At 71.1% G+C, this 26,893-nt stretch carries 23 protein-coding genes and 1 pseudogene; 11 read left to right on the top strand and 13 right to left on the bottom strand.

What is annotated here, in order from left to right; translation table 11 throughout:
* Window positions 1-64: 64 nt before the first annotated feature.
* Entirely contained in the window at window positions 65-847 is a 783-nt protein-coding gene (locus tag REH65_RS04605; RefSeq protein ID WP_406691420.1) for an IclR family transcriptional regulator C-terminal domain-containing protein, read from the bottom strand.
* 178 nt (window positions 848-1,025) lie between these two features.
* Between REH65_RS04605 and REH65_RS04600 the strand changes: the two genes are divergently transcribed.
* From REH65_RS04600 to REH65_RS04590, 3 genes are read left to right on the top strand one after another with little or no spacing between them, the layout of a single operon-like run.
* Complete coding sequence (locus REH65_RS04600; RefSeq protein WP_281458515.1) at window positions 1,026-1,682, top strand: PaaI family thioesterase; 657 nt, start codon at window positions 1,026-1,028, stop codon at window positions 1,680-1,682.
* Between the two features lie 41 nt (window positions 1,683-1,723).
* Window positions 1,724-3,256: an acyl-CoA synthetase gene (locus REH65_RS04595; RefSeq protein ID WP_406691419.1), complete on the top strand. Its 1,533-nt coding sequence runs from the start codon at window positions 1,724-1,726 to the stop codon at window positions 3,254-3,256.
* 16 nt (window positions 3,257-3,272) lie between these two features.
* Window positions 3,273-4,229 carry an LLM class F420-dependent oxidoreductase gene (locus REH65_RS04590; RefSeq protein WP_406691418.1) on the top strand — a complete coding sequence of 319 codons (957 nt, stop codon included), beginning with the start codon at window positions 3,273-3,275 and terminating at the stop codon, window positions 4,227-4,229.
* Window positions 4,230-4,248: 19 nt separating this feature from the next.
* Here REH65_RS04590 and REH65_RS04585 read toward each other — a convergent pair whose 3' ends face one another.
* Window positions 4,249-4,941 (bottom strand): histidine phosphatase family protein, encoded by a 693-nt coding sequence (locus REH65_RS04585; protein WP_406691417.1) that lies wholly within the window; start codon window positions 4,939-4,941, stop codon window positions 4,249-4,251.
* Window positions 4,942-5,027: 86 nt separating this feature from the next.
* On the opposite strand from REH65_RS04585, the gene REH65_RS04580 reads away from it, so the two are divergent.
* Window positions 5,028-5,915 (top strand): crotonase/enoyl-CoA hydratase family protein, encoded by an 888-nt coding sequence (locus tag REH65_RS04580; RefSeq protein WP_406691416.1) that lies wholly within the window; start codon window positions 5,028-5,030, stop codon window positions 5,913-5,915.
* 406 nt (window positions 5,916-6,321) lie between these two features.
* On the opposite strand, the gene REH65_RS04575 is transcribed toward REH65_RS04580, so the two are convergent.
* Window positions 6,322-6,936, bottom strand: a complete 615-nt coding sequence (locus REH65_RS04575; RefSeq protein WP_406691415.1) for a LysE/ArgO family amino acid transporter — start codon at window positions 6,934-6,936, stop codon at window positions 6,322-6,324.
* Between the two features lie 66 nt (window positions 6,937-7,002).
* Between REH65_RS04575 and REH65_RS04570 the strand changes: the two genes are divergently transcribed.
* Complete coding sequence (locus REH65_RS04570) at window positions 7,003-7,896, top strand: LysR family transcriptional regulator ArgP (protein WP_406691414.1); 894 nt, start codon at window positions 7,003-7,005, stop codon at window positions 7,894-7,896.
* A gap of 6 nt (window positions 7,897-7,902) precedes the next feature.
* Here REH65_RS04570 and REH65_RS04565 read toward each other — a convergent pair whose 3' ends face one another.
* A complete protein-coding gene (locus REH65_RS04565) occupies window positions 7,903-8,703 on the bottom strand; it encodes a crotonase/enoyl-CoA hydratase family protein (RefSeq protein WP_406691413.1) in 801 nt (266 codons plus the stop codon).
* A gap of 190 nt (window positions 8,704-8,893) precedes the next feature.
* Between REH65_RS04565 and REH65_RS04560 the strand changes: the two are divergent.
* Both REH65_RS04560 and REH65_RS04555 read left to right on the top strand, forming a co-directional pair.
* A pseudogene (locus REH65_RS04560) lies at window positions 8,894-10,643 on the top strand (acyclic terpene utilization AtuA family protein).
* 241 nt (window positions 10,644-10,884) lie between these two features.
* Window positions 10,885-11,604 (top strand): TetR/AcrR family transcriptional regulator, encoded by a 720-nt coding sequence (locus REH65_RS04555; RefSeq protein ID WP_406691412.1) that lies wholly within the window; start codon window positions 10,885-10,887, stop codon window positions 11,602-11,604.
* A gap of 3 nt (window positions 11,605-11,607) precedes the next feature.
* Here REH65_RS04555 and REH65_RS04550 read toward each other — a convergent pair whose 3' ends face one another.
* Window positions 11,608-12,252: a GntR family transcriptional regulator gene (locus REH65_RS04550; protein ID WP_281458505.1), complete on the bottom strand. Its 645-nt coding sequence runs from the start codon at window positions 12,250-12,252 to the stop codon at window positions 11,608-11,610.
* Between the two features lie 128 nt (window positions 12,253-12,380).
* On the opposite strand from REH65_RS04550, the gene REH65_RS04545 reads away from it, so the two are divergent.
* Together REH65_RS04545 and REH65_RS04540 are read left to right on the top strand one after the other, a co-directional pair.
* On the top strand, window positions 12,381-13,184 hold the full coding sequence (locus REH65_RS04545) for a PAS domain-containing protein (protein ID WP_406691411.1): 804 nt from the start codon (window positions 12,381-12,383) through the stop codon (window positions 13,182-13,184).
* On the top strand, window positions 13,118-13,609 hold the full coding sequence (locus REH65_RS04540) for a GGDEF domain-containing protein (RefSeq protein WP_406693083.1): 492 nt from the start codon (window positions 13,118-13,120) through the stop codon (window positions 13,607-13,609). The genes REH65_RS04545 and REH65_RS04540 overlap by 67 nt, the downstream gene beginning before the upstream one ends.
* A 14-nt stretch (window positions 13,610-13,623) precedes the next feature.
* Here REH65_RS04540 and REH65_RS04535 read toward each other — a convergent pair whose 3' ends face one another.
* The gene (locus REH65_RS04535) at window positions 13,624-14,988 is read right to left on the bottom strand and encodes a dihydrolipoyl dehydrogenase family protein (RefSeq protein ID WP_406691410.1); all 1,365 of its coding nucleotides are present in this window, start codon (window positions 14,986-14,988) and stop codon (window positions 13,624-13,626) included.
* Window positions 14,989-15,053: 65 nt separating this feature from the next.
* The gene (locus REH65_RS04530; protein WP_406691409.1) at window positions 15,054-15,986 is read right to left on the bottom strand and encodes an alpha/beta hydrolase; all 933 of its coding nucleotides are present in this window, start codon (window positions 15,984-15,986) and stop codon (window positions 15,054-15,056) included.
* Between the two features lie 357 nt (window positions 15,987-16,343).
* Between REH65_RS04530 and REH65_RS04525 the strand changes: the two genes are divergently transcribed.
* Window positions 16,344-18,224, top strand: coding sequence for a 2-oxoacid:acceptor oxidoreductase subunit alpha (locus tag REH65_RS04525; protein ID WP_406691408.1), 1,881 nt, complete (start codon window positions 16,344-16,346; stop codon window positions 18,222-18,224).
* Entirely contained in the window at window positions 18,221-19,282 is a 1,062-nt protein-coding gene (locus REH65_RS04520; protein WP_406691407.1) for a 2-oxoacid:ferredoxin oxidoreductase subunit beta, read from the top strand. The genes REH65_RS04525 and REH65_RS04520 overlap by 4 nt, the downstream gene beginning before the upstream one ends.
* A 54-nt stretch (window positions 19,283-19,336) precedes the next feature.
* On the opposite strand, the gene REH65_RS04515 is transcribed toward REH65_RS04520, so the two are convergent.
* From REH65_RS04515 to REH65_RS04490, 6 genes are all read right to left on the bottom strand, one after another.
* Window positions 19,337-20,833: an MFS transporter gene (locus REH65_RS04515; RefSeq protein ID WP_406691406.1), complete on the bottom strand. Its 1,497-nt coding sequence runs from the start codon at window positions 20,831-20,833 to the stop codon at window positions 19,337-19,339.
* Window positions 20,830-21,378 (bottom strand): TetR/AcrR family transcriptional regulator, encoded by a 549-nt coding sequence (locus tag REH65_RS04510; protein ID WP_281458498.1) that lies wholly within the window; start codon window positions 21,376-21,378, stop codon window positions 20,830-20,832. The genes REH65_RS04515 and REH65_RS04510 overlap by 4 nt, the downstream gene beginning before the upstream one ends.
* Before the next feature lie 99 nt (window positions 21,379-21,477).
* Complete coding sequence (locus tag REH65_RS04505) at window positions 21,478-23,022, bottom strand: acetolactate synthase large subunit (RefSeq protein WP_406691405.1); 1,545 nt, start codon at window positions 23,020-23,022, stop codon at window positions 21,478-21,480.
* Window positions 23,023-23,094: 72 nt separating this feature from the next.
* Window positions 23,095-23,931 carry an alpha/beta fold hydrolase gene (locus REH65_RS04500; protein ID WP_406691404.1) on the bottom strand — a complete coding sequence of 279 codons (837 nt, stop codon included), beginning with the start codon at window positions 23,929-23,931 and terminating at the stop codon, window positions 23,095-23,097.
* Window positions 23,932-24,048: 117 nt separating this feature from the next.
* Window positions 24,049-25,056, bottom strand: coding sequence for an aldose 1-epimerase family protein (locus tag REH65_RS04495; RefSeq protein WP_406691403.1), 1,008 nt, complete (start codon window positions 25,054-25,056; stop codon window positions 24,049-24,051).
* A gap of 8 nt (window positions 25,057-25,064) precedes the next feature.
* Window positions 25,065-26,807, bottom strand: a complete 1,743-nt coding sequence (locus REH65_RS04490) for a glycoside hydrolase family 2 protein (protein WP_406693082.1) — start codon at window positions 26,805-26,807, stop codon at window positions 25,065-25,067.
* Window positions 26,808-26,893 lie beyond the last annotated feature (86 nt).

Raw genomic sequence — 26,893 nt, 5'->3', positions numbered from 1 at the left:
CGCCTGACGTCCGGCCGCGAACCCGCCACGGGGTTGCCGGGATGCGGCCCGGGGACCGGTGATGTCACCGGGCCCCGGGCCGCATCCGCATGTCGGCCTCGATGCGGGCGGCCGTGCGGGCCAGCAGCGGCACGATCTCGCGCCGGACGCCCTCCTCGGTGGAGCTGTGCTTGTCCAGCGAGACGTTGATCGCGGCGAACACGCGACCGTCGGTGTCGCGGACCGGGACCGCGACCCCCCGCAGCCCTTCCTCCAGCCCGTCGTCGGCGATCACGAATCCCTGCTTGCGCACGGTGGCCAGCTCGGCCAGCAGCGCCTCGCGCGTGGTGACGGTGTGCGGGGTGATCGGCGCCAGCTCGATCGAGCGCAGGCTGGCGTCGAGCTGCTCCGGCGGCACCGCGGCCAGCAGGACCTTGCCCATCGAGGTGGCGTGAGCCGGGAACCGGGAGCCGACCGGGATCGCCACGGACAGCAGCTTCGGGCTCGGCACCTGGGCGATGTAGCGGGTCTCGGTGCCCTCCAGCACGGCCATCGCGGTCATCTCCCGCACCTGGCGGGTCAGCTCCTGCAGGTGCGGTTCGGCGATCTGCGGCAGCGACCTGCTGGTCAGGTAGGCGTGCCCGAACTCCAGGACCAGCGGTGTCAGCGCGTAGCGCTTGTCGGTCTGGTGCACGTAGCCGAGCTCGACCAGCGACAGCAGGATGCGCCGGGCGCCCGCCCGGTCCAGGTCGGCGGCCTGGGCGACCTCGGTCAGCGACAGCTCGGCTCGTTCCGGGGTGAACGCCCGCAGCACCGACATGGTCCGCTCCACGGCGCGGACGAAGTGCTCCCCACGCTGTTGCGGCACGCCACCTCCCGAATCGCTCGCCTCAGCCTATCCGGTCACGGCCGGTAGACCGCCGGGCTGACACGCCTCCCGCCTCGAAGTTTCATACCGACCGGCCGGTCTGTCTGGACTGAGGGGCGGGCGACGGGTTTAACTGAAGGCCGGAAACCGATCGTGCACCCCGGAGGGAACAGCGAACGTGGCCGCCGACAGCGAAGATGAACTGCGGGAACGCCGGCAGGCGGTGCGCGACCTCGGGTCCGCGCTGCGCGACCTCACCGACGCCGCTGTGTCCACGGAGGCGGACACCGAGACCCTGCGGGAGATCACCGAGCAGGTGCGGGCGCTGGTGCCCCCGCTCGACGCGGTGCGTCGCGAGCGGGGCCAGATGGCCGCCGTCGACGACGGCCGCCGTCCGCGCCGCCTGTACAGCCCGGCCGTCGGGCCCGGCAACCCGATCTCGCCGCCGATGCACGTCGAGATCGTCGACGGCGCCGCGGTCGGCACCTGCACGCTGGGGCTCGCCTACGAGGGCCCGCCCAGCTACGTGCACGGCGGGATGAGCGCGATGCTGCTCGACCAGATCCTCGGGCACGCCCACGCCGCGGGCGGGGCCCCGCCCGGCATGACCGTCCAGCTGTCGCTGCGCTACCGGCGCCCGGTGCCGCTGGCCACCCCGCTGCGCATCGTCGGCCGGGTCGAGCAGGTCAACGGGCGCTGGACCGAGTCGAAGGCCACGATCTGCACCGCCGACGCGCCGGACGCGGTCCTGGTGGAGGCCGACGGCAGGTTCGTGGTGCCCAACGCCGAGCAGTCCAGCCGGCTCTTCGGGAAGGTCGAAGGACTGGTCAAGTGAGGTAAATCGAAGGCGGTACGCGAGGTTCAAGGAGGAGCCGCATGTACCCAGGTGTCCACGCCGCCACCACGCCCGACAAACCGGCCCTGATCATGGCCGGTTCGGGCGAGGTGCTGACCTATCGGGAACTCGACGACCGCTCGCTGCGCTTGGCCAACTCGCTGCGGGAGGCCGGACTGACCAAGGGCGACGTGGTCGCCGTGCTCTCCGACAACAACCTGCACGCCTACGAGGTGTACTGGGCGGCGGTGCGCTCGGGCATGTACGTCTGCGCGGTCAACAACCACCTGCAGCCCGACGAGGTCGCCTACATCGTCAACGACTCCGGCGCGAGCGCGATGGTCGTCTCGGCGGGACTGGGCGAGCTGCCCGAGCAGGTCGCCGAGCTCACGCCCGGGGTGCGGCTGCGGCTCGCCTACAGCGGCGCGGTGCCCGGCTACGACGACTACGAGAAGGCGCTGTCGGCCGCGTCCACCGAGGCCCCGGCCGTGCAGCCGTGCGGCGCGGATCTGCTTTACTCCTCGGGCACGACCGGCCGCCCCAAGGGCATCCGGCCCGATCTGCCCGACCGGCAGGTTCACGAGCCGGGCAACATCCTGGTCGACCTGCTGCGCGGTTTCTACGGCTTCGGCGAGGACACCGTCTACCTCTCGCCCGCGCCGGTCTACCACGCCGCGCCGCTGCGCTACTGCGCGACGGTGCACGCGATCGGTGGGACCGTGGTGATGATGGAGCGCTTCGACCCCGAGGAGGCGTTGCGCGCCATCGAGCGCTACCAGGTCACCCACAGCCAGTGGGTGCCGACGATGTTCGTGCGGATGCTCAAGCTCGACGAGGCGACCCGCACCCGCTACGACCTGTCCAGCCACCGTACCGCCGTGCACGCCGCCGCGCCCTGCCCGGTCGAGGTCAAGCGCGCGATGATCGAGTGGTGGGGCCCGATCCTGCAGGAGTACTACTCCTCCACCGAGGGCATCGGCATGACGATGATCGAGTCCACCCAGTGGCTGGACAAGCCCGGTTCGGTGGGGCGGCCGGTGCTGGGTGTGGTCCGGGTCTGCGACGAGGAGGGCACCGAGCTGCCCGCCGGCGAGGTCGGCACCGTGTTCTTCGAACGCGAGGAGATCGAGTTCGAGTACCTCGGCGATCCGGGCAAGACCCGTTCGGTCAAGCACCCCGAGCACCTCAACTGGGCCACGATGGGCGATCTCGGCTACATCGACGAGGACGGGTTCCTGTTCCTCACCGACCGCAAGGCATTCATGATCATCTCCGGCGGGGTGAACATCTACCCGCAGGAGGTCGAGGACGTGCTGGCCCTGCACCCCTCGATCCTCGACGTGGCGGTCTTCGGCGTTCCCGACCCCGAGATGGGCGAGGCCGTCAAGGCCGTCGTGCAGCCCGCGCCGGGCGCGGAACCCGGTCCGGAGCTGGAACGGCAGATCATCGAGCACGCCCGCGAGCGGGTGGCGCACTACAAGGTTCCGCGCAGCGTCGACTTCGTCGACGACATGCCGCGCACACCGACCGGAAAACTCGTCAAGGGCAAGCTCAAAGCCCGCTACACCCGATGAATTGAGAGGATGACCCGTGGATCGACGTTGGGGCATCAGCGTTCCGCTGCCCGAGCTCTCGCTGCCCGAGCAGCGCGAGCTCATCGCCGAACTGCCCGACCTCGGCTACACCGACGTGTGGTCGTCCGAGGCCAACGGCGCTGATGCGTTCACCCCGCTGGCGCTGGCCTCGACCTGGGCGCCGCAGCTGCGGCTGGGCACGGCGATCGTGCCGGTCTACACCCGCGGTCCGGCGACCTTGGCGATGAGCGCGGCCACCCTCGCCGCCGCGGCCCCCGGTCGCTTCGCACTGGGCGTCGGGACGTCGTCGAACGTCATCGTCGAGCGCTGGAACGGGATCCCCTTCGACGAGCCGTACAAGCGGGTGCGCGACACCGTGCGGTTCCTGCGGCAGGCGCTGCGCGGGGAGAAGGTCACCGAGTCGTACGACACCTTCGAGGTCAAGGGCTTCACCGCCGGACTGGTGGCCGACCCTGTGCCGCCGGTGCTGGTGGCGGCGCTGCGCCCCGGGATGCTCAAGCTGGCCGGGCGCGAGGCCGACGGAGCGATCATCAACTGGCTCTCGCCGGACGACGTCCGCACGGTCGTGCCCCACGTCCAGCAGGGCGGTCCGGACAAGGAGGTCGTGGCCCGCATCTTCGTGATGCCCGACATCGACCCGGACACCGCTCGGGGCCTGGCCCGCAGGCACATCGCCGCGTACATGAACGTCCCGGTCTACCGGGCGTTCCACGAGTGGCTGGGCCGCGACGAGTTCACGCCGATGTGGCAGGCGTGGGACTCCGGCGACCGCAAGGCCGCGCTCGCGGCGATCCCGGACAGCGTCGTCGACGACCTGGTGGTGCACGGGCCGGCCGAGTACTGCCGGGAACGCGTCCAGCAGTACGTCGACAACGGTGTGACCACACCGGCGATCGCGCTGGTGGCTCCGGGCGACCCCACGGCGGCCGTTCGGGCGCTGGGCCTGAAGTAGACCGCCGGTGGCCGCTGCGTCAGCTCAGGGCGGCGGGCTGCTGGTCCAGCCCGCCGCTCAGGTGCGCGGTGTCGTTGAAGCGCCGCACGATCCAGCGGCCACCGCTGACCACGATCTGGGAGATCGAACCGTTGCTCGCGCCCAGGAACGCGAGCGGGAGGCTGCCGCTGGCGATGGACATGACCTCACCGATCACCCCGCCGTGCGTGAACACCGCGATGCGCTGATCGGGGTGGGCGGCGGCCAGCCGCTCGATGGCTCCGGTGACCCGCTCGCGCAACGCCTCGGAGGTTTCGGCGCCGGGGATGACGTCCCACCGGCCCTCGGCGTGCATCCGCTGGATGATCGGGTCGTTCTGGGCGACCTTCTGGCGGAACAGCCCGCCCTCGAACTCGCCGAGGTGCACCTCCCGGAGGTCCTTCTCGACGCGGGGTGCGAGCCCGAGCCGGGCGGCCAGGGGAGCGGCGGTCTCGGCCGTGCGCCGCAGGGTGGTCACGTAGAGGGCGTCGAGCGGCTCGGCGGCGAGCCGTCGTCCGACGTGCTCGGCGTGCTCCCGGCCGGCCGGTGCCAGTTCGGGGTCGCCCTGGCCGTCGACGAGGTCGAAGGGCTTTCCGGGCACGGCGGGGGCGGATTCGCCGTGCCGGACCAACAGGATGTCGGTCGCCCCGGCGGGCGGTGTGAACGCGGACTGCCGGTACTCGACCTCGGACATGCTGCCCCGCTTTCTGCGATTCCTGGTGCACGCCGGACTTTTCCACTGCGCAAGCCCGTTTTCAAACCCGCGAATTGGATGGTGCGATGACTTACACCGAGATCGGCTACGAGGTCTCCGAGCGGATCGCCACGATCACCTTGAACCGGCCGCAGAAGCTCAACGCGTTCACGCACGTGATGCGCGGTGAGATCATCGCGGCCCTCGACGAGGCCGAGGCCGACGACGACGTGCGGGCGGTCATCGTCACCGGCGTCGGTCGCGCGTTCTGCGCGGGAGCGGACCTGAGCGCGGGCGAGGACACCTTCAACAGCCGGTCCAACGGCGTGCGCGCCGCGGCGCACCGCGAGCTCGGCGAGGTCGACGGCGTGCCGCGCGACGGCGGTGGCACCGTGGCGCTGCGCCTGGCGGCCATGCGCAAGCCGACGGTCGGCGCGATCAACGGTGCCGCGGTCGGCGTCGGGGCCACGATGACGCTGCCGATGGACATCCGCGTCGCCGCCGAGAGCGCCCGGTTCGGGTTCGTCTTCACCCGTCGCGGTCTGCTGCCCGAAGCGGCCTCGTCCTGGTTCCTGCCGCGGGTGGTGGGCATCTCGCAGGCGATGGAGTGGGCCGCCACCGGGCGGATCTTCGACTCCGCGGAGGCGTTGACCGGCCGGCTGGTGTCCCGCGTGGTCGCCGACGACGAGCTGCTCGAAACGGCGCGATCGATCTGCCGGGAGATCGTCGAGAACACCTCGGCCGTGTCGGTGGCCGTGGCCCGTCAGCTGCTGTGGGGCATGCTCTCGGCCGACTCGCCGTGGGAGGCGCACCGCCTGGATTCCAAGGGGATCAACGTGCTCGGCGCCGGGGCAGATGCGGCCGAGGGCGTCGGTTCGTTCCTGGCCAAGCGTCCGCCGGAGTTCCCCCTCCGGGTGAGCGAGGACTACCCCGACTTCATGCCGGAGTGGCCCGCTCGCCCGGAGGGGGTCTGACGGCGCCCCGGACCCTGATGTGGAGTTGTCAAGCAGCATGTCGCCGGGGTCACCGGCCATCTGAGGATCGGTGCGCCGGAGCGCGTTCGGGCGTCATCGGGTGCCGGGCGGTGGCTCTCGGGCCACCGCCCGGGTGCGGTGTTCGCGGAAGTCGAAGGGGGTGACGAGCGAATAGTGCTCATCAGCAGGAGGTTTCGCGGAGATCGGTCGTGAAGGCGCGGAAAGGCGTTGGCGGAAAGGGGAGTCGAGGGGGTGGTCGCGGTGTTCCGGTGTCGAACGCATGTGTCAATGGTGCACGTCGGCGTTCGAAAAGGCGAGCGAACAGCCGCTACACGATCAGGTGATCGATGTCGAAACAGGCTGCAAGACAACACCATCAAGCGACCACTGTGGATGAATCCAGAGGTCACAGCCCTGCGAGAAGGCTCGTTCCGAGCGACACCATCATCACCGCGATCGCCCCGTCCAACACGCGCCAGGACGAGGGGCGCGCGAAGAAGCCCGTCAGCAGGCGGGCGCCGAAGCCGAGCGCGACGAACCACACGCAGCTGGCCGCCAGCGCGCCCGCTCCGAACTCCCACCGCATGGCTCCGTACCCGGCGGCCACCGACCCGATGAGCAGGATCGTCTCCAAGTAGGTCTGCGGGTTCAACCACGTCATGGCCAGGCAGGTCAGCGCCGCGCGACGCCGCGACCCGGTCTCGCCGGTCCCGGCGTCGAGCGCCGCCGACGGGCGCAGCGCTCGCCTGGCGGCGAGGAACCCGTAGGCGAGCAGGAAGCAGCCGCCCGCGACCGTGCACAGGGTCAGCAGCAGCGGCGACCGGGTCACCAGGGTGCCGAACCCGCCCACTCCCAGGGCGATCAGGGCGACGTCCGAGGCGATGCAGATCGCCACCACCAGCAGCACCGCGTGCCTGCGCAGGCCTTGGCGCAGCACGAAGGCGTTCTGGGCGCCGATCGAGACGATCAGGGACATGCAGGTCGCGAAACCCGCCGACATCGGGAGCAGGGAGTTGGCCATGCCACCGACGCTAGGGAGGAGGCGCGGGACAGTACAGCTAATGATTCTTAACTACCATTAGGAGGAGTGAACCTCGATCTGCCCCTGGAGCACGTGCGGACGCTGCTGGCCGTGGTCGACGGCGGCACCTTGGACGCCGCGGCGGCCGCGCTGCACGTGACGCCGTCGGCCGTAAGCCAGCGCGTGAAAGCGCTGGAGCAGCGCACCGGACGGGTCCTGCTGATCCGCAGCAAACCGGTGCAGCTCACCGAGTCCGGGCAGGTGGTGGTCCGGTTCGCGCGGCAGCTGGCGCGGATGGAGCAGGACGTCGGAGCCGACCTCGGCATGTCCGGCAGCGGCGCCCCGAACACCCTGCCCATCGCGGTCAACGCGGACTCGCTGAGCACCTGGTTCGTCCCCGCGCTGGCCGGTGTTCCCGACGAGCTCGGGGTCTGCTTCGAACTGCACCGGGCCGACGAGGGGCACACCACGACCCTCCTCCGCGAGGGGCGCGTGATGGCGGCGGTGACCTCGACGCCCGATCCCGTGCAGGGCTGCTCGGTGCGCAGGCTCGGGCACATGCGATACCTCGCCTGCGCGGCACCGCGCCATCAGGAGCGGCGCACCCTCAAGCAGGTGCTCGACGAGGTCCCGGTGCTGATCTTCGACCAGCACGACGACCTGCAGGACGCCTTCGCCCGCAAGGTCACCCGGGGCCGAGGGGCGGGCGGTGCCCGGCACTTCGTGCCCTCCTCGGAGGGCTTCGTCGAGGCCATCGTGGTCGGCCTCGGCTGGGGGATGGTGCCGCGCGTGCAGGCCGAACCGCTGCTGCGATCCGGCGCGCTGGTCGACATCGCACCGGACCGGGGCGTGGACGTCCCGCTGTTCTGGCAGCAGTGGAAGCTCGACTCACCCGCGCTGGCCGCGGTCGCGCACGCCGTGCAGGACGCCGCAGCCCGCGATCTGGACCCGCGTTCCTAACAGCTCCTAGGCGGGGTCGGTGAACTTCGGGGGGCGCTTCTCCAAGTTCGCCGAGATCGCTTCGAGCTGGTTCGGGGTGCCGATGAGGGAGTGGATCGCGACCTGCTCGGCCTCGAAGCCCTCGTCGAGCGAGACCCGACCGGCCAGGTCCAGCAGGCGCTTGGACTCGCGGATCGCTTCCGGGCTCTTGCCCGCGATCTCGCGCGCGAGCGCGAGCGCGGCCGCGTGCGGATCGGTTTCCACGCGGGTGGCCAGGCGCAGGGCCGCGGCCTCCTCGCCCTCGACGACGCGGCCCGTGAACGTCAGCTCCTTGGCCACGTCGCGCCCCACGAGTTCCGGGAGCACCTGGGTTCCGGTCATGTCGGGGTTGATGCCCCACTTGATCTCCAGCACCGACAGCCGGGCGTCGGGGGCGACCAGCCTGATGTCGGCGCCGAGCGCGATCTGTAGGCCGCCGCCGAAGGCCACGCCGTGCACCGCGGCGATCACCGGCTGCGGCATCAGCGTCCAGATGTGCACCGCCTGCTGCGCGAGGGCCTTGGCCGGTCCGCCGGTCTCCAGGCGCGGCGGCGCCGTGCCGTCCGCCATCTCGCCGAACACGCTGAAGTCCAGACCGGCGCAGAACCCGCGCCCCTCGCCGGAGAGCACGACCGCGCGCACCCCGGAGTCCCCGCGCAGCCGCTCACCGGTGGTGACCAGCTCCTCGAACATCGCCAGGTCCAGGGCGTTGAGCTTGTCGGGGCGGTTCAGCCGCACGTCGGCCACGCCATCGGTGATGGTGCAGCTGATCCGCTCTGCTGTCGACACGGGGTTTCCTCCAGGAAGGTCGTGAAAACCGCGCGCAGCAGCGGGAAACCGTGCGCAGCGGCGCCTTAGCGAACGTTAAGGGCCGTGCCCGGCGCAGTCAAGATCGGGCCCCGGTCGCACGGTTGTGCTCGTCGCCTCACTGTGCCTAGCGTCACCGAGGAGTTCGCCGACCCCGGATGAGGTGGGATCTATGGCCAGGCCGATTCGAATCGCAGGGTTCTCGGGTTATCTGGGGGACCGGCGCAGCGCGCTCGACGAGGCGATGGCCGGCGATCCGGTCGACGTGCTCATCGGTGACTACCTCGCCGAGTTCACCCTGGCGATGCTCTCGGCGCGGCACCGCAGCGATCCCTCGCGGGGTTACGTCGAGTACTTCTTGACGCAGCTCGAACCGCACCTGTCGGCGATCGCCGAGCGCGGGGTGCGCGTCGTGGTCAACGCCGGCGGGTTCAACCCCGCCGGGCTGGCCGAGGCCACCCGCGCGCTCGTCGCGGAGGCCGGAGCGGACCTGCGCGTCGCCCACGTCGAGGGCGACAACGTGCTGCCGCGGCTGGCGGAGTTGCAGGCCGGTGGCCACGACCTGGCGAGCATGGACACCGGTGAGCCCCTCGAATCGTGGCGGGGGAGCCCGGTCGCGGCCAACGCCTACCTCGGCGGTTGGGGCATCACCGCGGCGCTGCGGGCCGGGGCCGACATCGTGGTGTGCGGGCGGGTCACCGACGCCTCGCTGACCGCCGGGCCCGCCGCGTGGTGGCACGAGTGGTCCCGCACCGACTTCGACCGGCTGGCCGCGTCCGTGGTCGCCGGGCACATCATCGAGTGCGGCCCGCACGCCACCGGCGGCAACTTCTCCGGGTTCACCGCGATCCCTGGTGCGGTGGCACCGGGTTTCCCGATCGCCGAGATCGCCGACGACGGCACCACCGTCATCACCAAGCACGCCGCCGACGGCGGCGCGGTCACCACCGACACCGTGACGGCGCAGCTGGTCTACGAGATCCAGGGCCCGCGCTACCTCAACCCCGACGTGACCGCGCACCTCGACGACCTGCGGCTGCGGCAGATCGGGCCGGACCGGGTGGAGCTGTCGGGAGCGACCGGGTCGCCGCCTCCGCCCACCACGAAGGTCGCCCTGTTCGCGCCGATCGGGCACCAGATCGTCACCGCGCTCTACGTCACCGGGCTCGACATCGATGCCAAGGTCGCGCTGATCCGCGAGCAGGCCGAGGCCCTGCTGGCCGGCGCCGAGGCCGAACTGGACGTCTCCGCGCTCGGCACGGTCGCCGAGGACCCGCAGCGGCAGTGGGACGCCACCGCCCAGGTGCGGATCATGGCCACCGCGTCCGAGCGAGAACCGCTGCAGCGCTTGGTTTCCGGGATCGGCGAGCTGCCTGTCCAGCGTTCCGGGGTTCTTCACCGACACCGCGGCCCGGCAGGCGGCGACGCCCAGCACCCGCGTCGACTACTGGCCGGCGCTGCTCGACATGGCCGCCGTCGAGCACATCGCGGTGCTCGACGACGGGACCCGGATCGACGTGGAACCGCCCGCGACGACGGAAGAGTCGTTCCAGCCCGCGCATCCCGAACCGCCCGCGCGCGAATCGGGCGACACGCGGCGGGTGCCGCTGGGGCGTCTCGCGCACGCCCGGTCCGGCGACAAGGGAGGCAACAGCAACGTCGGGCTGTGGGTGTCGGATCCGGCGGCCTGGCCGTGGTTGCGGAGCCTGCTCACCACCGAGGAGCTGCGCAGGCTGATGCCCGAGGCCAAGGACCTGGAGATCGTCCGCCACGAGTTCCCGAACCTGCGCGCCGTGCACTTCGTGCTGCGGGGACTGCTCGGGACCGGCGGGTCCAGCAACCTGCGCGTGGACCCGATCGGCAAGGCCGTCGGGGAGTTCCTGCGCGCGCGGCACGTCGACGTCCCGGTGGAGTTGCTGTGATCCGGGCGGGAAACGCGATGGCGTCCGGCTGTGAGCGTGCGCTAATATGCGTACACCGCACGCAATAGGGGATTGCGCTGCGACGGGGTCGGGGCGGTTCGGCGGCATCGGCTGGGGGTGATGCCGCCGAACCGGATTTCGCGGAGTACCGGTGGACACGCGCAACGGCGGGAGCGCAACCCGTTCGGCGTAACCTCTACGCGCGACGAAGACGCCTACGTCGAGCACGAGGTGGACCGCGATGAGCGATCGAGACGTCCAGTCCAGCGGGGTGCAGCTGCTCTGGGGCGACACCAGCCGGGCACCGCGCGGGCCGAAACCCACACTCAGCCTCCAGCGCATCGTGGACGAGGCGGTGCGACTCGCCGACGCGGAGGGCCTGGAAGCGCTGTCGATGCAACGCCTCGCCGCCGAGCTCGGCGCCGGCACCATGTCGCTCTACCGCTACGTGCCGAGCAAGGACGACCTGATCTGCCTCATGCTCGACACCGCGATCGGGGCGCCGCCGGAGATCGGCAGGCGCACCGGGTGGCGCAGCGCGATGGAGACGTGGGCGCGCGCCAACGTGAGCGTCTTCGAACGGCATCCGTGGGCGCTGACGCTGGTGACCAGGCCGCGCGTGATGGGCCCGAACGAGGTCGCCTACCTGGAGGCCGGGCTGGCGGCGCTGCGCGGAACCGGGCTCGCCCCCGCCGAGATGCTCAACACCGTGCTGCTGGTCAACGGATTCGTGCGCGGCAGCGCACCGTTCGTGCCGGAACGCTCCGGGGAGGCGAAGATGGTCAGCGCCGAGATGCTGGTCGACTTCGGGCAGCAGGAGCGCTTCCCGACCGTGGTCGAGGTGCTGAGCGCGATGGCCGAACGCCGTCCCCGCAAATCCGACGTCCCGTTCGAGTACGGGCTGCGCCGGGTGCTCGACGGCATCGCCGCCCGCATCGACTCGATCGAGCGCCGTTCGTGAGGTTCAGCGCGGGGCGGGGAGCACGGCGCCGGGGGAGTGGGGCGCCGGGTGGTCGCGGTGGGCGTCCAGGATGGAGATGGCGGTGGCGGTCTCGCCCTTCCTCAGGGCATCGATGAGCATCCGGTGCTCGCTCACCAGCCTTCGCCGGGCGGTCCGGTCGTAGAGGTGGACCGAGCGGTAGGGCTCGGTCATCTTCCATATTCGCTCGATCTCGTCGACGATCAGGTCCAGCCCCGAACTGCGGAAGATCACGAAGTGGAAGTCGTGGTTGAGCTCGGTCATCCGCAGCACGTCGGTGGCCTCCGCCGCGGCCTCGATGCCCCGGTTGAGCTCGTCGAGCTCGATCAGCCGGGCGTCGCTGAGCCGCGAGATCCGGCGCAGCACCGTGGATTCCAGCGCAGCGCGCATCAGGTAGGACTGCTGCAGCTCGTCGGCCGACAACCGGGTCACCGTGTAGCCCACGTTCGGCCGGTGGCGCACGACGCCCTCGGCCTCCAGCGACTTGAGCGCCTCCCGGATCGGCACCCGGCTCACGCCCAGCCGCTCGGCCAGCGCCTCCTGCCGCAACGGCTGTCCTGGAAGCAGTTCCTGACTGCGCATCATCCGCCGGATCTGGTCGACGGCCCGCCCCACCGAAGTTCCCGCCATTGCACACGCTCCGCGCTCGACTGGATCGGTGGCCGGATCGTAACGCACCGTGTTCACGGGCCTACGCGGCGCTGCCCGTTCCGTCGTCCATGCGTGGGCGATGCGCGGCGGCTATCGTGCGTCTCGTTATGTCCACCCCCTCGGAGCCGGGCGGCGAGGCCGCCGCGCCCTGGCAGCCGCTGTTCGAACAGGCGGCCGCAGCCATGGCGATCCTCGACTTGCAGGGCAAGTACCTGCACGTCAACGCCGCCTTCTGCCGAATGCTGGGGTATCGGAGCGATGAGCTGATCGGGCACGACTACCGCAGCGTCACGCACCCGGACGACATCGACCCCGACGGGCCGCAGGAGGCGGACGAGCCGCTGGAGAAGCGCTACATCCGCTCGGACGGCACCGTGATCTGGGCGCTGGTGTCGCGAACCTTCATCCGCGACGAGCACGGCGAGCCCGTCAGCTTCCTGTCCCAGAGCCAGGACATCACCCGTCGCCGCGAGGCCGAACTGCTGTGGCAGCGCAGCTTCGCCAACGCTCCGATCGGCATGGCGCTGCTGAGCCTCAAGGGGCGCTGGACCGAGGTCAACGACACGCTCTGCGAGATGCTCGGCTACTCCCGCGAAGAGCTGATCGGCATGCACTTCAGCGACATCACCTTCGAGGAGGAGGACGACCGGGGACCGGCGCTGCTGGATGACCTGGTCCACGGTGTCGTGGAGAGCGTCAGCATCGAGAAGCGGTACCGGCACAAGCACGGCCACCCGATCTGGATGCTGATCCGCGCCACCGCGGTGCCCGACGCCAGCGGTGAGCCGGCGTTCGTGGTCAGCCAGTACGACGACGTGGTGAACGCCGCGTCGCCGACGCCCACCTGGCGCAGCTGGCGCTGCACGATCCGCTCACCGGACTGGCCAACCGCACGCTGCTGGCCGACCTGATGGACCTGGGCCTCAAGCGGCTCGCCCGAGGCGACGAGATGATGGTGGTCGTGGTCGCCGACCTCGACGAGCTCAAGCCGTTCAACGACCGCTACGGCCACCTGGTCGGCGACAAGATCATCGTCGCGGCCGCCGAAGCGCTGCAGAACGCCGTGCGGAGCGGCGACGCGGTGGCTCGCGTCGGTGGCGACGAGTTCGTGGTGATGACGATCGTCGAGGACGCGGCCGAGGCCGCCTCGTTGCGGGACCGCATCGAGCAGCGCCTCAACACCTGGGTGACCATCGGCGACCGGACCCTGCCGCTGCGCACCAGCGTCGGCCACGCCATCACCACCGACCCGCGGGTCGGCCGCGAACAACTCCTGCACGCCGCCGACCAGGACATGTACGAGCGCAAGCGCAACAGGGGCGCGGCCCGCGACTAGGAAGTCGAGTGCCCTCAGGGCTGCAGCAGCTCGTCGAGGGCGGGTTCGATGGCCCGGTGGAAGGTCGGGTACGCGAAGATCATCTCGGCGAGGAGCGCGATCGGGACCTCGGCGTGCACCGCGACGGCCAGCGCGCCGAGGATCTCGCCGCCGGACGGTCCCGCGACCGTCGCGCCCACCAGCACTCCGCGATCGCCGTCGGCGACGAGCTTGATCAGGCCCTCGTTGCCCACCTTGTGGATGAAACCCCTGGTGGAGACCGGGAGCTGGGACACCGCCGTGCGGACCCGGTCGTGCTCGGCCAGCGCTTGGGTCTCGGTGAGGCCGACCGTCGCGACCTCCGGGTCGGTGAAGGTCACCGACGGCATCGCCCGGTAGTCGGCCGGGGCGCCCGGCAACCCGAGGATGTCGGCCGCGGCGATCCGCGACTGGTAGACCGAGGTGTGGGTGAAGGCGCCGTGGCCGGTCACGTCGCCGATCGCCCAGACGCCCTCGGCCGCCCGCATCCGCGAGTCGACCTCGATGGTGCGCGCCGCGTCGTCGAGCCCGACCGCCGCCACGCCCAGCGCGCGCAGGTCGGTGCGCCTGCCGGTGGCGACCAGCAGGCGCTCGGCCTCGAACTCCTCGCCGTCGGTGGTCACACCGAATCCCGAGGTCCCGTCGTGGCGGACCTTCCGCACGGTGCTGCCGACCCGCACGTGCACGCCCTCGGCCAGCAGCCGGTCGGTGACGACCTCGGCGGCCTCGGGCTCGGCGAGCGGCAGCAGCTGCGGTCGTGCCTCCAGCACCGTCACCTCGCAGCCGAAGCGGGCGAAGACCTGCGCGAACTCCAGGCCCACGGGTCCGCCGCCCAGCACGATCAGCGAGTCCGGGAGCTGCTCGATCGACACGACCTCGCGGTTGGTCCAGTACGGCGTGCCCGCCAGGCCCTCGATCGGCGGGATCGCCGGTTCGGTGCCCGGGTTGAGCACGATGCCGCGCCGGGCGCGCAGCACCTGATCGCCGACGGTGACCTCCCCGGGGGCGGTGATGCGGCCGACGCCGCGCACCAGCCTGCCGCCGGTGGCTTCGAACCGGCGGACCGCGATCTCGTCGTTCCACCCGGTCGTGGCCTCGTCGCGGATCCGGGTGGCCACCGGGGACCAGTCGGGCCGGACCGTCGCCGAGCCCGCCAGCTCGGGTACCCGGCGCGCTTCGCCGAGGGCGTCGGCGGCCCGGACCATGATCTTGGTCGGGATGCACGCGTAGTACGGGCACTCGCCGCCGACCAGCCGCGATTCGACTCCGACCACCGACAACCCGGCCCGGCCGAGCCGGGCGGCCACGTCCTCGCCGCCCGGACCCATCCCGACCACCACGACATCGACCTCATCGGCCACCTGGCCCACCCCCGTCTGCGGTGTCCCGTTCTCGTTCCCACCGCACCACCCGAGGCGCTGGTGCGCTAGCCGAGCGCGGCGCGCAGCACCGCGAAGAGCTCTCGCATCGCCTCCGCCGCCACCGGGATCTGCTCGGAGTCCGGGGCGAAGCCGTGGAACAGGCCGGGGCAGTGCTGGGTGGAGGTCGGCACGCCGGCCTCCTTGAGCCGCTCGGCGTAGCGGCGGCCCTCGGTGCGCAGCGGATCCATGCCGACGGTGAGCACGTGCGCGGGCGGCAGGCCGGTGAGGTCGTCGGCGCGCAGCGGGGAGGCGTGCGGGTGGTCGCGGACTTCCAGGTCCGGGGCGTACTCGTCCCAGAACCACGTCATGTGCTGCTTGGTGAGCATGCAGTCCAGGCTGCTGTCCACGTAGGACTCGGTGGTGAAGTCGTGGTCGGTGATCGGGTAGATCAGCAGCTGGAAGGCCAGGTCCGGGGTTCCGCGCTCCTGGCACTGCAGAGCGGTGACCGCGGCGAGATTGCCGCCGGCGCTGTCACCGGCCACGACGAGCCTGGTGGCGTCGCCGCCCAGCTCGGCCGCGTGCTCGGCCGCCCACACCGTGGCGGAGTAGGCGTCCTCGACGGCGGCGGGGTAGCGGTGCTCGGGGGCGAGCCGGTAGTCGACCGAGATCACGATCGCCTCCGCGGCGTTGGCCATCGTGCGCGCCAGGCCGTCGTGGGAGTCCAGGTCGCCGAGCACCCAGCCGCCGCCGTGGAAGTAGACGATCACCGGCAGCGCGGTCGCGGTGCTCGGCCAGTGGATCCGCACCGGCACCTCCACGCCGTAGGAACCCGGGATCAGCCGGTCCTCGGTGCGCTCGACCTCCGGGCGCGGCCGTCGCGAGCTGCGCGCGGCGGAGAGCCTGCGGGCGGTCGCGGCATCGGTGACCTCACCGCCGAGATCGGGAAACTGCTCCCGGGCTCGTGCGACGAACGGTTCGGCTTCCGGGTGCAGCGGCATGGTGTGTTCCTCCACGGGCGGGCTCGACCGGACGGGTGGTCCGGCCTGAGATGTAATCCGACCCGGACCCCGCTGGGCATCGGCCAGTTGAGCGATCGTTTTCCCGCATCATGAGAGCGGGTGATGGTGTGGCAGATCACAGTTTTCCCGGTCAACTGTCCGTAGCGTCCGTTCATCCGCCGGTTGCACCATCGATACAGGTGCTCCTGCCTGCGCGGGAATCCGGAACTGGATCGTTCCGTGCGGGGGCTCGCGCACGGTGACCGACAAGATCGACTCCGTGATCGCGACCACTCCACTACCTGTATCGTTCGCCACAGGACGAACGTTGCCTGCAATTGAAGGGGAACGGATCAATTGGGCGCGACGAACGGACACCGGACGAACGGGACCCGCAAGCTCAACCGGGTCGTGATTCGCTTCGCCGGTGACTCCGGTGACGGAATGCAGCTGACCGGCGATCGGTTCACCTCGGAGGCCGCGGCCTTCGGGAACGACCTGGCCACGCTGCCGAACTTCCCGGCCGAGATCCGGGCCCCCGCCGGCACGTTGCCGGGGGTGTCGAGCTTCCAGCTGCACTTCGCCGACTACGACATCCTCACGCCCGGTGATCGGCCGGACGTGCTGGTGGCGATGAACCCGGCGGCGTTGAAGGCCAACCTCGGGGACCTCCCGCATGGTGGGATCCTGATCGTCAACACCGACGAGTTCACCAAGCGCAACCTGACCAAGGTCGGCTACGACGCGGACCCCCTGGAGGGCGAGGTCCTCGACGACCTCTACGCCGTGCACCGGGTGCAGATGGGCACCCTGACCCAGGGCGCGCTGGCCGAGACCGGGCTGGGCAAGAAGGACGCCGAGCGCTGCAAGAACATGTTCGCGCTCGGGTTGCTCTCGTGGATGTACCACCGGCCGACCGAGGGCACCGAGAGCTTCCTGCGGGAGAAGTTCGCGAAGAAGCCCGAGATCGCCGAGGCCAACGTGCTCGCCTTCCGGGCGGGCTGGAACTACGGCGAGACGACCGAGTCGTTCGCCGTCACCTACGAGGTCGCCCCGGCCAAGCTGCCTGAGGGCACCTACCGGCAGATTACCGGCAACACCGCACTCGCGTACGGGATCGTCGCGGCGGGTCAGCGCAGCAAGCTGCCGGTGTTCCTGGGCACCTACCCGATCACCCCGGCCTCGGACGTGCTCCACGAGCTGGCCAAGCACAAGAACTTCGGCGTGACCACGTTCCAGGCCGAGGACGAGATCGCCGGTGTCGGTGCGGCGCTGGGCGCCTCCTTCGGCGGCTCGCTGGGCGTGACGACCACGTCCGGTCCCGGTCTGGCGCTGAAGTCGGAGACCATCGGCCTGGGAGTGGCGCTGGAGCTGCCGCTGCTGGTGTGCGACATCCAGCGGGGCGGCCCGTCGACTGGCCTGCCGACCAAGACCGAGCAGGCCGACCTGCTGCAGGCGCTCTACGGCCGCAACGGCGAGTCGCCGGTGCCGGTGCTGGCGCCCTGCTCTCCCGCGGACTGCTTCGAGATCGCGCTGGACGCGGCCCGGATCGCGCTGCAGTACCGGACCCCGGTGCTGCTGCTGTCGGACGGGGCGATCGCCAACGGCTCCGAGCCGTGGCTGATCCCGGACGTGGCGAACCTGCCGGACCTGAGCGTGGAGTTCGCGACCGAACCCAACGCCACCGACGGCTCCGGCGAGTTCTGGCCCTACGTGCGCGACGAGGAGACCCTCGCCCGCGAGTGGGCCGTGCCGGGAACGCCCGGGCTGGAGCACCGGGTCGGCGGTCTGGAGAAGGCCGACGGCAAGGGCAACATCTCCTACGACCCGGACAACCACGACCACATGACCCGGTTGCGGCAGCGCAAGATCGACGGCATCAGCGTCCCGGACATCACCGTCGACGACCCCTCGGGCGAGGCGAAGGTGCTGGTGCTGGGCTGGGGCTCGTCGTTCGGCCCGATCGGAGCGGCCTGCCGCCGGGTGCGCGCGCAGGGGCTCCAGGTCGCCAGCGCCCACCTGCGCCACCTCAACCCGATGCCCGCCAACCTCGGTGAGGTCCTGCGCGGCTACGACAAGGTCATCGTGCCCGAGATGAACCTCGGCCAGCTGGCGATGCTGCTGCGCGCCCGCTACCTCGTCGACGTGCAGTCCTACACCAAGGTCGCCGGCCTGCCCTTCCAGGCCGAAGAACTCCAGAACGTGCTCAACGACGTCGTGCAGGGGGTGTCCGCGTGACCGCCACCGAGCTGGGAATGCCGTCTCTCGGCGGGCTGGCCGGGGTGCCGGCCGCTGATGCGCCGCAGAAGGCCAAGGACTTCAAGTCCGATCAGGAGGTGCGCTGGTGCCCGGGGTGCGGCGACTACGTCGTGCTCAACGCGGTCCAGAGCTTCCTGCCCTCGTTGGGGCTCAAGCGGGAGAACATCGTGTTCGTCTCGGGCATCGGGTGTTCCTCCCGGTTCCCGTACTACATGAACACCTACGGGATGCACTCCATCCACGGACGCGCCCCGGCCATCGCGACCGGTCTGGCGACCTCGCGGCCGGACCTGTCGGTGTGGGTGGTCACCGGTGACGGCGACGCGCTGTCGATCGGCGGCAACCACCTCATCCACGCGCTGCGCCGCAACGTGAACCTGAAGATCCTGCTGTTCAACAACCGGATCTACGGGCTGACCAAGGGTCAGTACTCGCCGACGAGCGAGGTCGGCAAGGTCACCAAGTCCACCCCGGCCGGTTCGCTGGACCACCCGTTCAACCCGGTCTCGCTGGCGTTGGGCGCCGAGGCGTCGTTCGTGGCGCGGGTGATCGACTCCGATCGCGCCAACGTCACCGCCACGCTCAAGGCCGCCGCCGAGCACCGGGGCAGCGCGCTGGTCGAGATCTACCAGAACTGCCCGATCTTCAACGACGGCGCCTTCGACGTCCTCAAGGACAACGACGAGAAGGAACGCCGCATCGTCACCCTGCAGCACGGCGAGCCGATCACCTTCGGACCCGAGGACGAGCAGTACGGCGTGGTGCAGGGGCCCGAGGGGCTGCGCGTGGCCAAGCTGTCCGAAGTGGACTCGCGGCAGGTCGTGGTGCACGACGCCGAGCGGGAGGACCCGTCGCTGGCCTTCGCGCTCTCGCGCCTGGGCGGTCAGGACCTCAACCCGGCCATCACCGGCATCTTCCGCAACACGACCCGGCCGACCTACGACGACCTCGCCCGCGAGCAGGTCACCCAGGCCGAGCAGGCCAAGCCCGCCGACCTGCAGAAGCTGCTCACCGGAAACGACACCTGGACGATCTGATCGCCGTCCGGAGCCCCACCGCCGGGTGCGGTGGGGCTCTCGTCGTTCCCGCGATCAGCGCTCGTCGAGGAAGAACCAGGACGCGACGGCGGCCGCGAGCAGGATGACGGCCCCGGCTCCCGCTGCGAGGGAGAGTCCGTCGACGAACGCGGCGCGGGCGGCGTCGAGGAGCGCTCCGGCGGACTCCGGCGTCAGCCGCTGCGCGGCGTCCACCGCGCCGCCGAGGGATTCGCGGGCGGAACCGGGAGTGCCGGGCGATGCCGGGAAGGCCCGGTAGACACCGGTGACGATCGAGCCCAGCACTGCGATGCCGAGCGCGGCTCCGAGCTCGTGGGCCATCTCCGACACCGCCGAGGCCGCGCCCGCCTGATCCGGGTGCACGGTGGAGAGGATGACATCGGCGGTCACGGTGAAGGCCATGCCCGCGCCGAAGCCGACGATCAGCAGCAGCGAGCCCAGGAACGGGTACCCGGTGTCGCGGCTCACCGCGGTCAGCACGGCCAGCGACAGCCCTACCGCCGCGAGTCCACCGGCGACCACCACCCGCACCGACATCGCCCGGGCGGCGCGGCCCGCGACCAGTCCGCCCACCACGGCGCCGAGGACGGCGGGGAGCTCGGCCAGCCCGGCCTCCAGCGGTCCGCGCCCCTGCACCAGCTGGAAGAACTGGGACAGGAAGTAGGTCAGACCGGCGAGGCCGAGGATGGCCATGAGGTCCGCGAGCACCGCACCGCTGAACGCGCGATCGGCGAACAGCCGCATGTTCAGCAGCGGCCGCTCCAGCACGAGCTGCCGGTGGACGAACCCGGCCAGTCCCGCGGCACCGATCACCGCCGCGGCGAGCGCGCCCCAGGAGGGCCCGTGCGCGGTGATCTCCTTGATCGCGTAGACGACTCCGAGCATCCCGGACATGGACAGGCCGACGCTGACCAGGTCCCACGGGCCCGGGTTCGGGTCGCGGGATTCGGGCAGCGTGACGATGCCGACCAGGACGAGGACCGCCATCACCGGCACGTTGATCAGGAACACGGAACCCCACCAGAAGTGCTCCAGGAGGACTCCGCCGAGCACCGGGCCGACGGCCATGCCCCCTGAGCCCGCCGCGCCCCAGATGCCGATCGCGAGGCTGCGTTCGCGCGGATCCTCGAAGAGGTTGCGGATCAGCGCGAGGGTCGCCGGCATGAGGGTCGCCCCGGCGATGCCGAGCAGAGCCCGGGCCACGATCATCAGCTCGGCGGTCGGTGCGAATGCGTTGAGCACCGAGACCAGGCCGAAAGCGGTCGCGCCCACCAGCAGCAGGCGCTTGCGGCCGATGCGGTCGCCGAGGCCGCCCATCGACACCAGCAGGCCTGCCAGCACGAACGAGTAGACGTCGCCGATCCAGAGCAGCTGCGTGCCCGAGGGGCGCAGCTCCGCGCTGATGTAGGGCGTGGCCAGGCCGAGGACCGTCGCGTCGACGGTCACCAGCAGCACGGCCAGCGCCAGCGCGCTCAGCGCGATCCAGCGGCCTGGTCGCGCCACCGGGTGCGGGGGATGGAGCGTCGGGGTCATGATCCCTGCTTCCGGGCTCCGCCGAGCAGCAGCTCGGAGACCATGAAGGTGAAGTCCTTGCGCGCAAGGCGACCGTCGGTGATCGCCCAAGCCGCCGACCCGAGCAGGCCGTAGAGGGCTTCGGTGAGCCACGCGGGGCTCAGGTCGATCCGGAGATCGCCGCGCTGCTGGCCGAGCCGGAAGAACTCGGTCAGCCGGGCGTCGATGCGATCCCATCCCTCGTGGTGGTGCTCGGGTTCGAAGAGCTGGCTCTCGCAGTACAGGAAGTTGATCAGATCCGCCGAAGGCGCGAGCTCCTGGATGCCTCGCCGCAGCGCCTCCTCGGTCGAGCCGTCCTCCAGCCGAGCGGCGTCCAGCGCCTCCTCGCAGCGGGCGATCCCGAGCTCCTGGAGCGCGAGCACGAGCGCATCACGTCCCGCGAAGTGCCGGTTCAGCGTCGCCCGACTGATCCCGGCGGCACGCGCCACCTCGTCCATCGGTGCGGTGCTCCTGCGTGCCAGCAACGACGCCGCAGCGTTCAAGATCTGGTTCCGGTCGACAGCCATGAGTCAACGTTACCTCATATGAGACAGAACTGTCTCATATGAGGCGCGTTGGGTCTGGTCTGCGGTCTCTTCGGCCGGGGGAGCGTGGGCAGCCGTTCCTCAGAGCACCGCTTCGATCAGGTGAGGGCCGGGTTCGGCGTGGGCATGACGCAGGGCGGCGAGGAGTTCCTCGCCGGTCGTGGCCCGCTGGGCGGGCACGCCGAAACCGCGGGCCACCGCCTGCCAGTCGAGGGCGGGGTCGCCCAGGCTCGTCATCGACGCCGCCGCGGCGCCCGGATCGTCGATGCCGGCGCGCTGGAGCTCCTGGTCGAGGATGCGGTAGCGGGAGTTCGAGCAGATCACCGTGATGACGTTCAGCGACTCGCGGGCCTGGGTCCACAGCGCCTGGGCGGTGTAGGCGGCGCTGCCGTCGGCCTGCAGGTTGATCACCGCGCGGTCCGGGCAGGCGATCGCCGCACCCGTGGCCACCGGCATGCCCATGCCGATCGCCCCGCCGGTCTGCGACAGCTCGCAGTGCGCGGGCGCGGCGTCGGCGATCGCCGGGTAGGCCGCCGAGGACGACACGCCCTCGTTGACGATGATCGCGTGCTCCGGCTGGGTGAGCACGATCGCCGCCGCGATCGCGTTCGCGTCCAGCGGCCCGGACGGGGTCGCGACCTCCGGGCGCTTCGCGTGCGGCGGTTCCTCGGCCGCGCTGCCGGTGGCCTCGGCCAGCGCCGCCAGGGCGTGCAGCGCGTCGGCGTCGGTGTCGGCCAGCTCGTGCACCTTGATCCCGTCGGGCAGTGGGTGGCTGGGCTGACCGCGGTACCCGAAGAACGAGACCGGGGTGCGGGCGCCGACGAGGATCAGGTCCGAGAAGCCCTCGAACGCCTCGGTGACCGCCTCCGGGAAGTACGGCAGCGTCCGCACCGGAGGGATGCCCGGACCGCGCTCCAGCCGCGCGCTGCCGCGCTCGGCGAGGACCTCGGCGCCCACCGTCGCCGCGATCCGGGCCGCCGTGCGGATGCCCTCGGCGCTCTCCACCGCCTGACCGCCCAGCAGCAGCACCGGACGTCGCCCGGCCGAGAGGACCTTCGCGATCTCGGCGATCCGCTGCTCGTCGACCTGCGGGCGCTCCGGCGCGGCGGGCACCGCGACCGGCATGGCGCCCTGGCTCCACATGTGGTCGGCGGCGGCGATCAGCGTCGCGGGCAGCCGCGTCCGCAGCGCCGCGAGGTAGGCCTCGGCGAACTCGCTCGCGGCGGCCGCCGTCGACGACGTCCGGCCCACCCAGCCCGACACCGGCTTGGCCAGCGACTCGATGTCGCTGTGCAGCGGTGCGTCAGCGGCCTGGTGCCAGGAGGCGTGCTCACCGATCAGGTTGATGATCGGGGTGCGGGCGCGGCGGGCGTTGTGCAGGTTCGCGATCCCGTTGGCGAACCCGGGCCCCAGGTGCAGCAGGGTGAGCGCGGGCGTCCCGGTCATCCGGCCGTAGCCGTCGGCCGCGCCGGTCACCACGCCCTCGGACAGGCCCAGCACCGCCCGCATCCCGGGAACCTGGTCGAAGGCCTCGACCAGCGGGATCTCGGTGGTTCCGGGGTTGGCGAAGCAGATGTCGACACCGGCGGCAGCGGCGGTGGCCAGCAGTCCTTCGGAACCCTTCACGAGCACTCCTGTCGGCACGGCGGAAGTCCGGACGGAATCATGCTCACCGCCCGGACCCCGACCGGCAAGAGATCACTCGGGGTGCGCGAGAAGGTGCTGCAGCAGCAGGCGGGTCAGCGAGTCCGGCGCCTCCTCGGGGATCCAGTGCGAGACCTCCTGCAGCATCTCGAACCGGTAGGGCCCGGTGACGTGCTGTTCGGTGGCCAGCGCGGCGGTGGATCCGACCGCGACGTCCTCGGTGCTCCACACGTACAGCGTGGGCACGGTGATCGGGCCGATCTCGCCGTTGAACCGCGACGCCCGGTACCAGTTGAGCGCCCCGGTCAGCGCGCCCGGTTCGGTGAGCCGCTGGACGTAGTCGTCGACGTGGTGCTCCGGGACGCCCGGGTAGTAGATCCGCCGCAGCTTGGCGGCGTTGTCGGCCAGCAGCGTCTTCTCAGCGGTGGAGGAGCGCAGCGCCTGCATGTAGGCCGAGCGCTGCTGCTGGTCCTCGTCCTCGCGCACCGCCCGGGTGAAGGCGTCCAGGTGCGGGATCGACACCGCCGTGAGGGTGCGAACGCGGTCGGGGTGCTCGGCGGCCACCGACCACGCCACCGCCGCGCCCCAGTCGTGGCCGACCAGGTCGAAGCGCTGCCACCCGAAGTGGTCGGCGATGGCCAGCACGTCGCCGACGAGCTCGTCCATCCGGTAGTCGGCGACCTGCTGCGGCCGGACGCCGGGGGAGTAGCCCCGCTGGTCCGGGGCCACGGCGAAGCACTCGGCGCCGCCGAGCACGCCCAGTTGCTCGCTCCACTCGACCGCCGCTTCCGGGAATCCGTGCAGCAGCAGCACCGGGCGCCCGTCCTCGGGACCCGCGGTCAACGCGTCGAACTCGCCCGCAGGCGTGGGGATCTGGATGTAGTCGGCCACGTGCCACACCCTAACGCTCGTGGGGGTGGGAGGTTTCAACTGAAACTTCCCACCCCCACGAGGGTGTCGTTCTGGGTGGGGTGCGAAGTTTTCATGAAAACTTCGCACCCCTCGGGATCAGCCGGGGAGGCGGTAGCCCCAGGTTCCGGTGTGGGTCCGTCCCGGTTGGAGGACGATCAGGCCGTCGCCGGTGACGAAGGCGTTGGGCGCCAACGTCATCGGTTCCACGGTGAGACCCTGCCGTCCCGGGCGATCGGTGCTCGGATCGTCGTCGGTGTAGACCTGCAGGTAGTGGTGGGACTCGTCGACCCACAGCTCCACGTCGACGTCCGGGCGCCGGAACCGGACCACCGCTTCGCCGCCTTCGTGGTGCAGTCCGGTGAAGGCGGTGTCCATCGTGGTCCGCCCGATCGGCCTGGCCGAGCGGAAGTCGTATTCGGTGCCCTCCACCGGTGCCGTGCCGGTCGGGATGAGGCGGTCGTTGACGACGTAGTAGGTGTCGGCCGGGATCTCCAGCTCGATGTCGTCGATCCGGGTTCCCGGAGCCGCCGCCAGGTAGGTGTGGTTGGCGGTGCCGAACGGGGCCGGGCCGCGCCCGATGTTGGTGGCCGACAGGGTGCTGGAGAAACCGCGATCGTCCACTCGGAACGCGATGCGGAACGCCAGCCGGAACGGGTAGCCGTAGTCCGGTGGCAGCACGTGCTCCAGCACCACCGAGTCCGCGCGGTGCGACACCGGGGACCACTCCACGAAGCTCATCAGCCCGTGCAGCGCGGCGTCGCGCTCCGGCTCGTTGATCGCGACCTGCAGCTCCTCGCCCTCGAAGGTGTAGGCGCCGTGGTCGATCCGGTTGGCCCACGGCAGGATCGTCTTGCCCTGGTAGCCCTCGCCGACGTCCTCGGGATCGTGGGTCAGCAGCATCTCCCGGCCGTCGACCGTCCACGACAGAACCGTGGCCGCCACTCCGCCGACCAGGACGCGATGCCGTCCCGCGCCGATCTCGTAGAGGCGGCCGTTCGCCGTCGGGGGAGCGGCGGGCGCGGCCTGGGCGGCCCCGGGCAGGACCGCCGCCGCACCGGCCGCACCGGCGGCCCCCAGCAACGCACCCCGTCTGTTGATCTTCATCGGTCTCCTCATCTGCTCCCCGCCTCGATCGCGGCGATGTTGTGCTCGCGCACGGCGGCCACGTCCGGCTTCATGACCTGGCGGTCGTAGGTGAGGAAGCCGTTGACCTCGTTCTCCACGTCGGTGGTCTGGGTGTAGATCGCCGCCGACAGGCCGTTGGCCCCGATGACGCGCGCCAGCTCGTCGCTGACCTCGCCGTAGCGCAAGGTCAGCTGCTCCCTGCTGTCGGTCATCTCGTAGGCGCTGGGCTCTCCGGGCCACAGGTGCCCTTCCTCGGCCAGCCCCAGCCCGCCGTACTCGCCGTCGACGACGGCTCGGCCGTACTCGACGGTCGGCGCGCCCGGCCCCACGTAGGTGTGGTCGTCGTAGATGTCCCCCGCGCCGCTGTCGGGCAGCGAGTAGCAGCAGTTCACGCCGCTGGAGGGGTTGATCAGCCGGGTCGGGTCGGTGCGCCGGGTCAGGTCGGTGATCTCGGCGGTGTCGAACTCGCCCCAGCCCTCGTTGAACGGCACCCACGCCACGATGGAGGGCGAGCTGCGCAGCTGGTCGATGATGTCGACCCACTCGGCGCGGTAGTTCGCCTTCATCTCCTCCGACGGCGGCGGGCTGTCCTCCGGCGGGATGTCCAGGTCGATCGGCAGCGACGGCATGTCCTGCCAGACCATCAGCCCGAGCCGGTCCGCCCAGTAGTACCAGCGCGCCGGCTCGACCTTGACGTGCTTGCGGACCGTGTTGAAGCCCAGTTCCTTGGTCTTGTCCAGGTCGAAGCGCAGCGCCTCGTCGGTCGGCGCGGTGTAGATGCCGTCCGGCCAGTAGCCCTGGTCCAGCGGACCGTGCTGGAAGACGATCTTCCCGTTGAGGGCCAGCCGCGGCCGCCCCTGCTCGTCGTTGACCAGACCGGTGGTCCGCAGACCCGTGTAGCTGCCGACCTCGTCGAGGACCGCGCCGTCGGTGCCGAGCAGCCGCACGGTCAGGTCGTAGAGGTGGGGGTCGTCCGGGGTCCACAGGTGCGGCTGCGGGACGTCCACGCGCACCGGCTGATCGGCCGGACCGGTGGTGCGGGTGACCTCCGTGCCCTCGGCGTCGCGCACCGCGACCTCGACCTGAGCCCCGTCAGCGGCGGAGGTCTCGGCGGCGAGGTCGAAGCCGGTCAGGTCCGGGGTGATGTCCAGACCGGTGACGTGCTCCGGGGCGACGGGTTCGAGCCACACCGTCTGCCAGATGCCCGAGGCGCCGGTGTAGAGGATCCCGCCGGGGTCGTTGCGCTGCTTGCCCAGCGGGTAGGGGGCGGTCTCGTTGCCGTCCGAGACGGCGACGGTGAGCCGCTGCGGCTCACCGGGCCGCACGGCGTCGGTGATGTCGGCCTCGAAGGCGGTGTAGCCGCCCTCGTGCACGGCCACCTGCTTGCCGTTGACCGAGACCTCGGCGCGCTGGTCGACGGCTCCGAAGTGCAGGATCAGCCGCTGCCCGGACCAGTCGGCGGGCACCTCGAAGGAGCGCTCGTAGACCATCCGGTCGTCGTGGCGCTGCACGCCCGACAGGGCCGACTCGGGCGGGTAGGGGACGAGGATCTGCTCGGGGCCGTGGTCGCCGCCGGTGTAGTCCCACAGGCCGTTGAGGTTGAGCCAGCGCTCGCGGGTCAGCTGCGGGCGGGGGTACTCGGGCAGGGCGTTGTCCGGGCCGACCTGGTCGGTCCAGGGCGTGGTCAGCGGTGGGTCCTGGGGTTGCCAGGCCGGTGCGGCGTTGGCCATCGATGCGGGTGCTCCGGAGAGGGTCAGCAGGAGTGCGGTGGCAATCGTCGTGACAGGTCGGAACACGGAGTCCTCCTTGACGCCGG

This window comes from Saccharopolyspora sp. ID03-671, from assembly GCF_045278815.1.
Classification (GTDB): domain Bacteria; phylum Actinomycetota; class Actinomycetes; order Mycobacteriales; family Pseudonocardiaceae; genus Saccharopolyspora; species Saccharopolyspora ipomoeae.
This window is presented reverse-complemented; position numbering and strand designations above follow the sequence as displayed.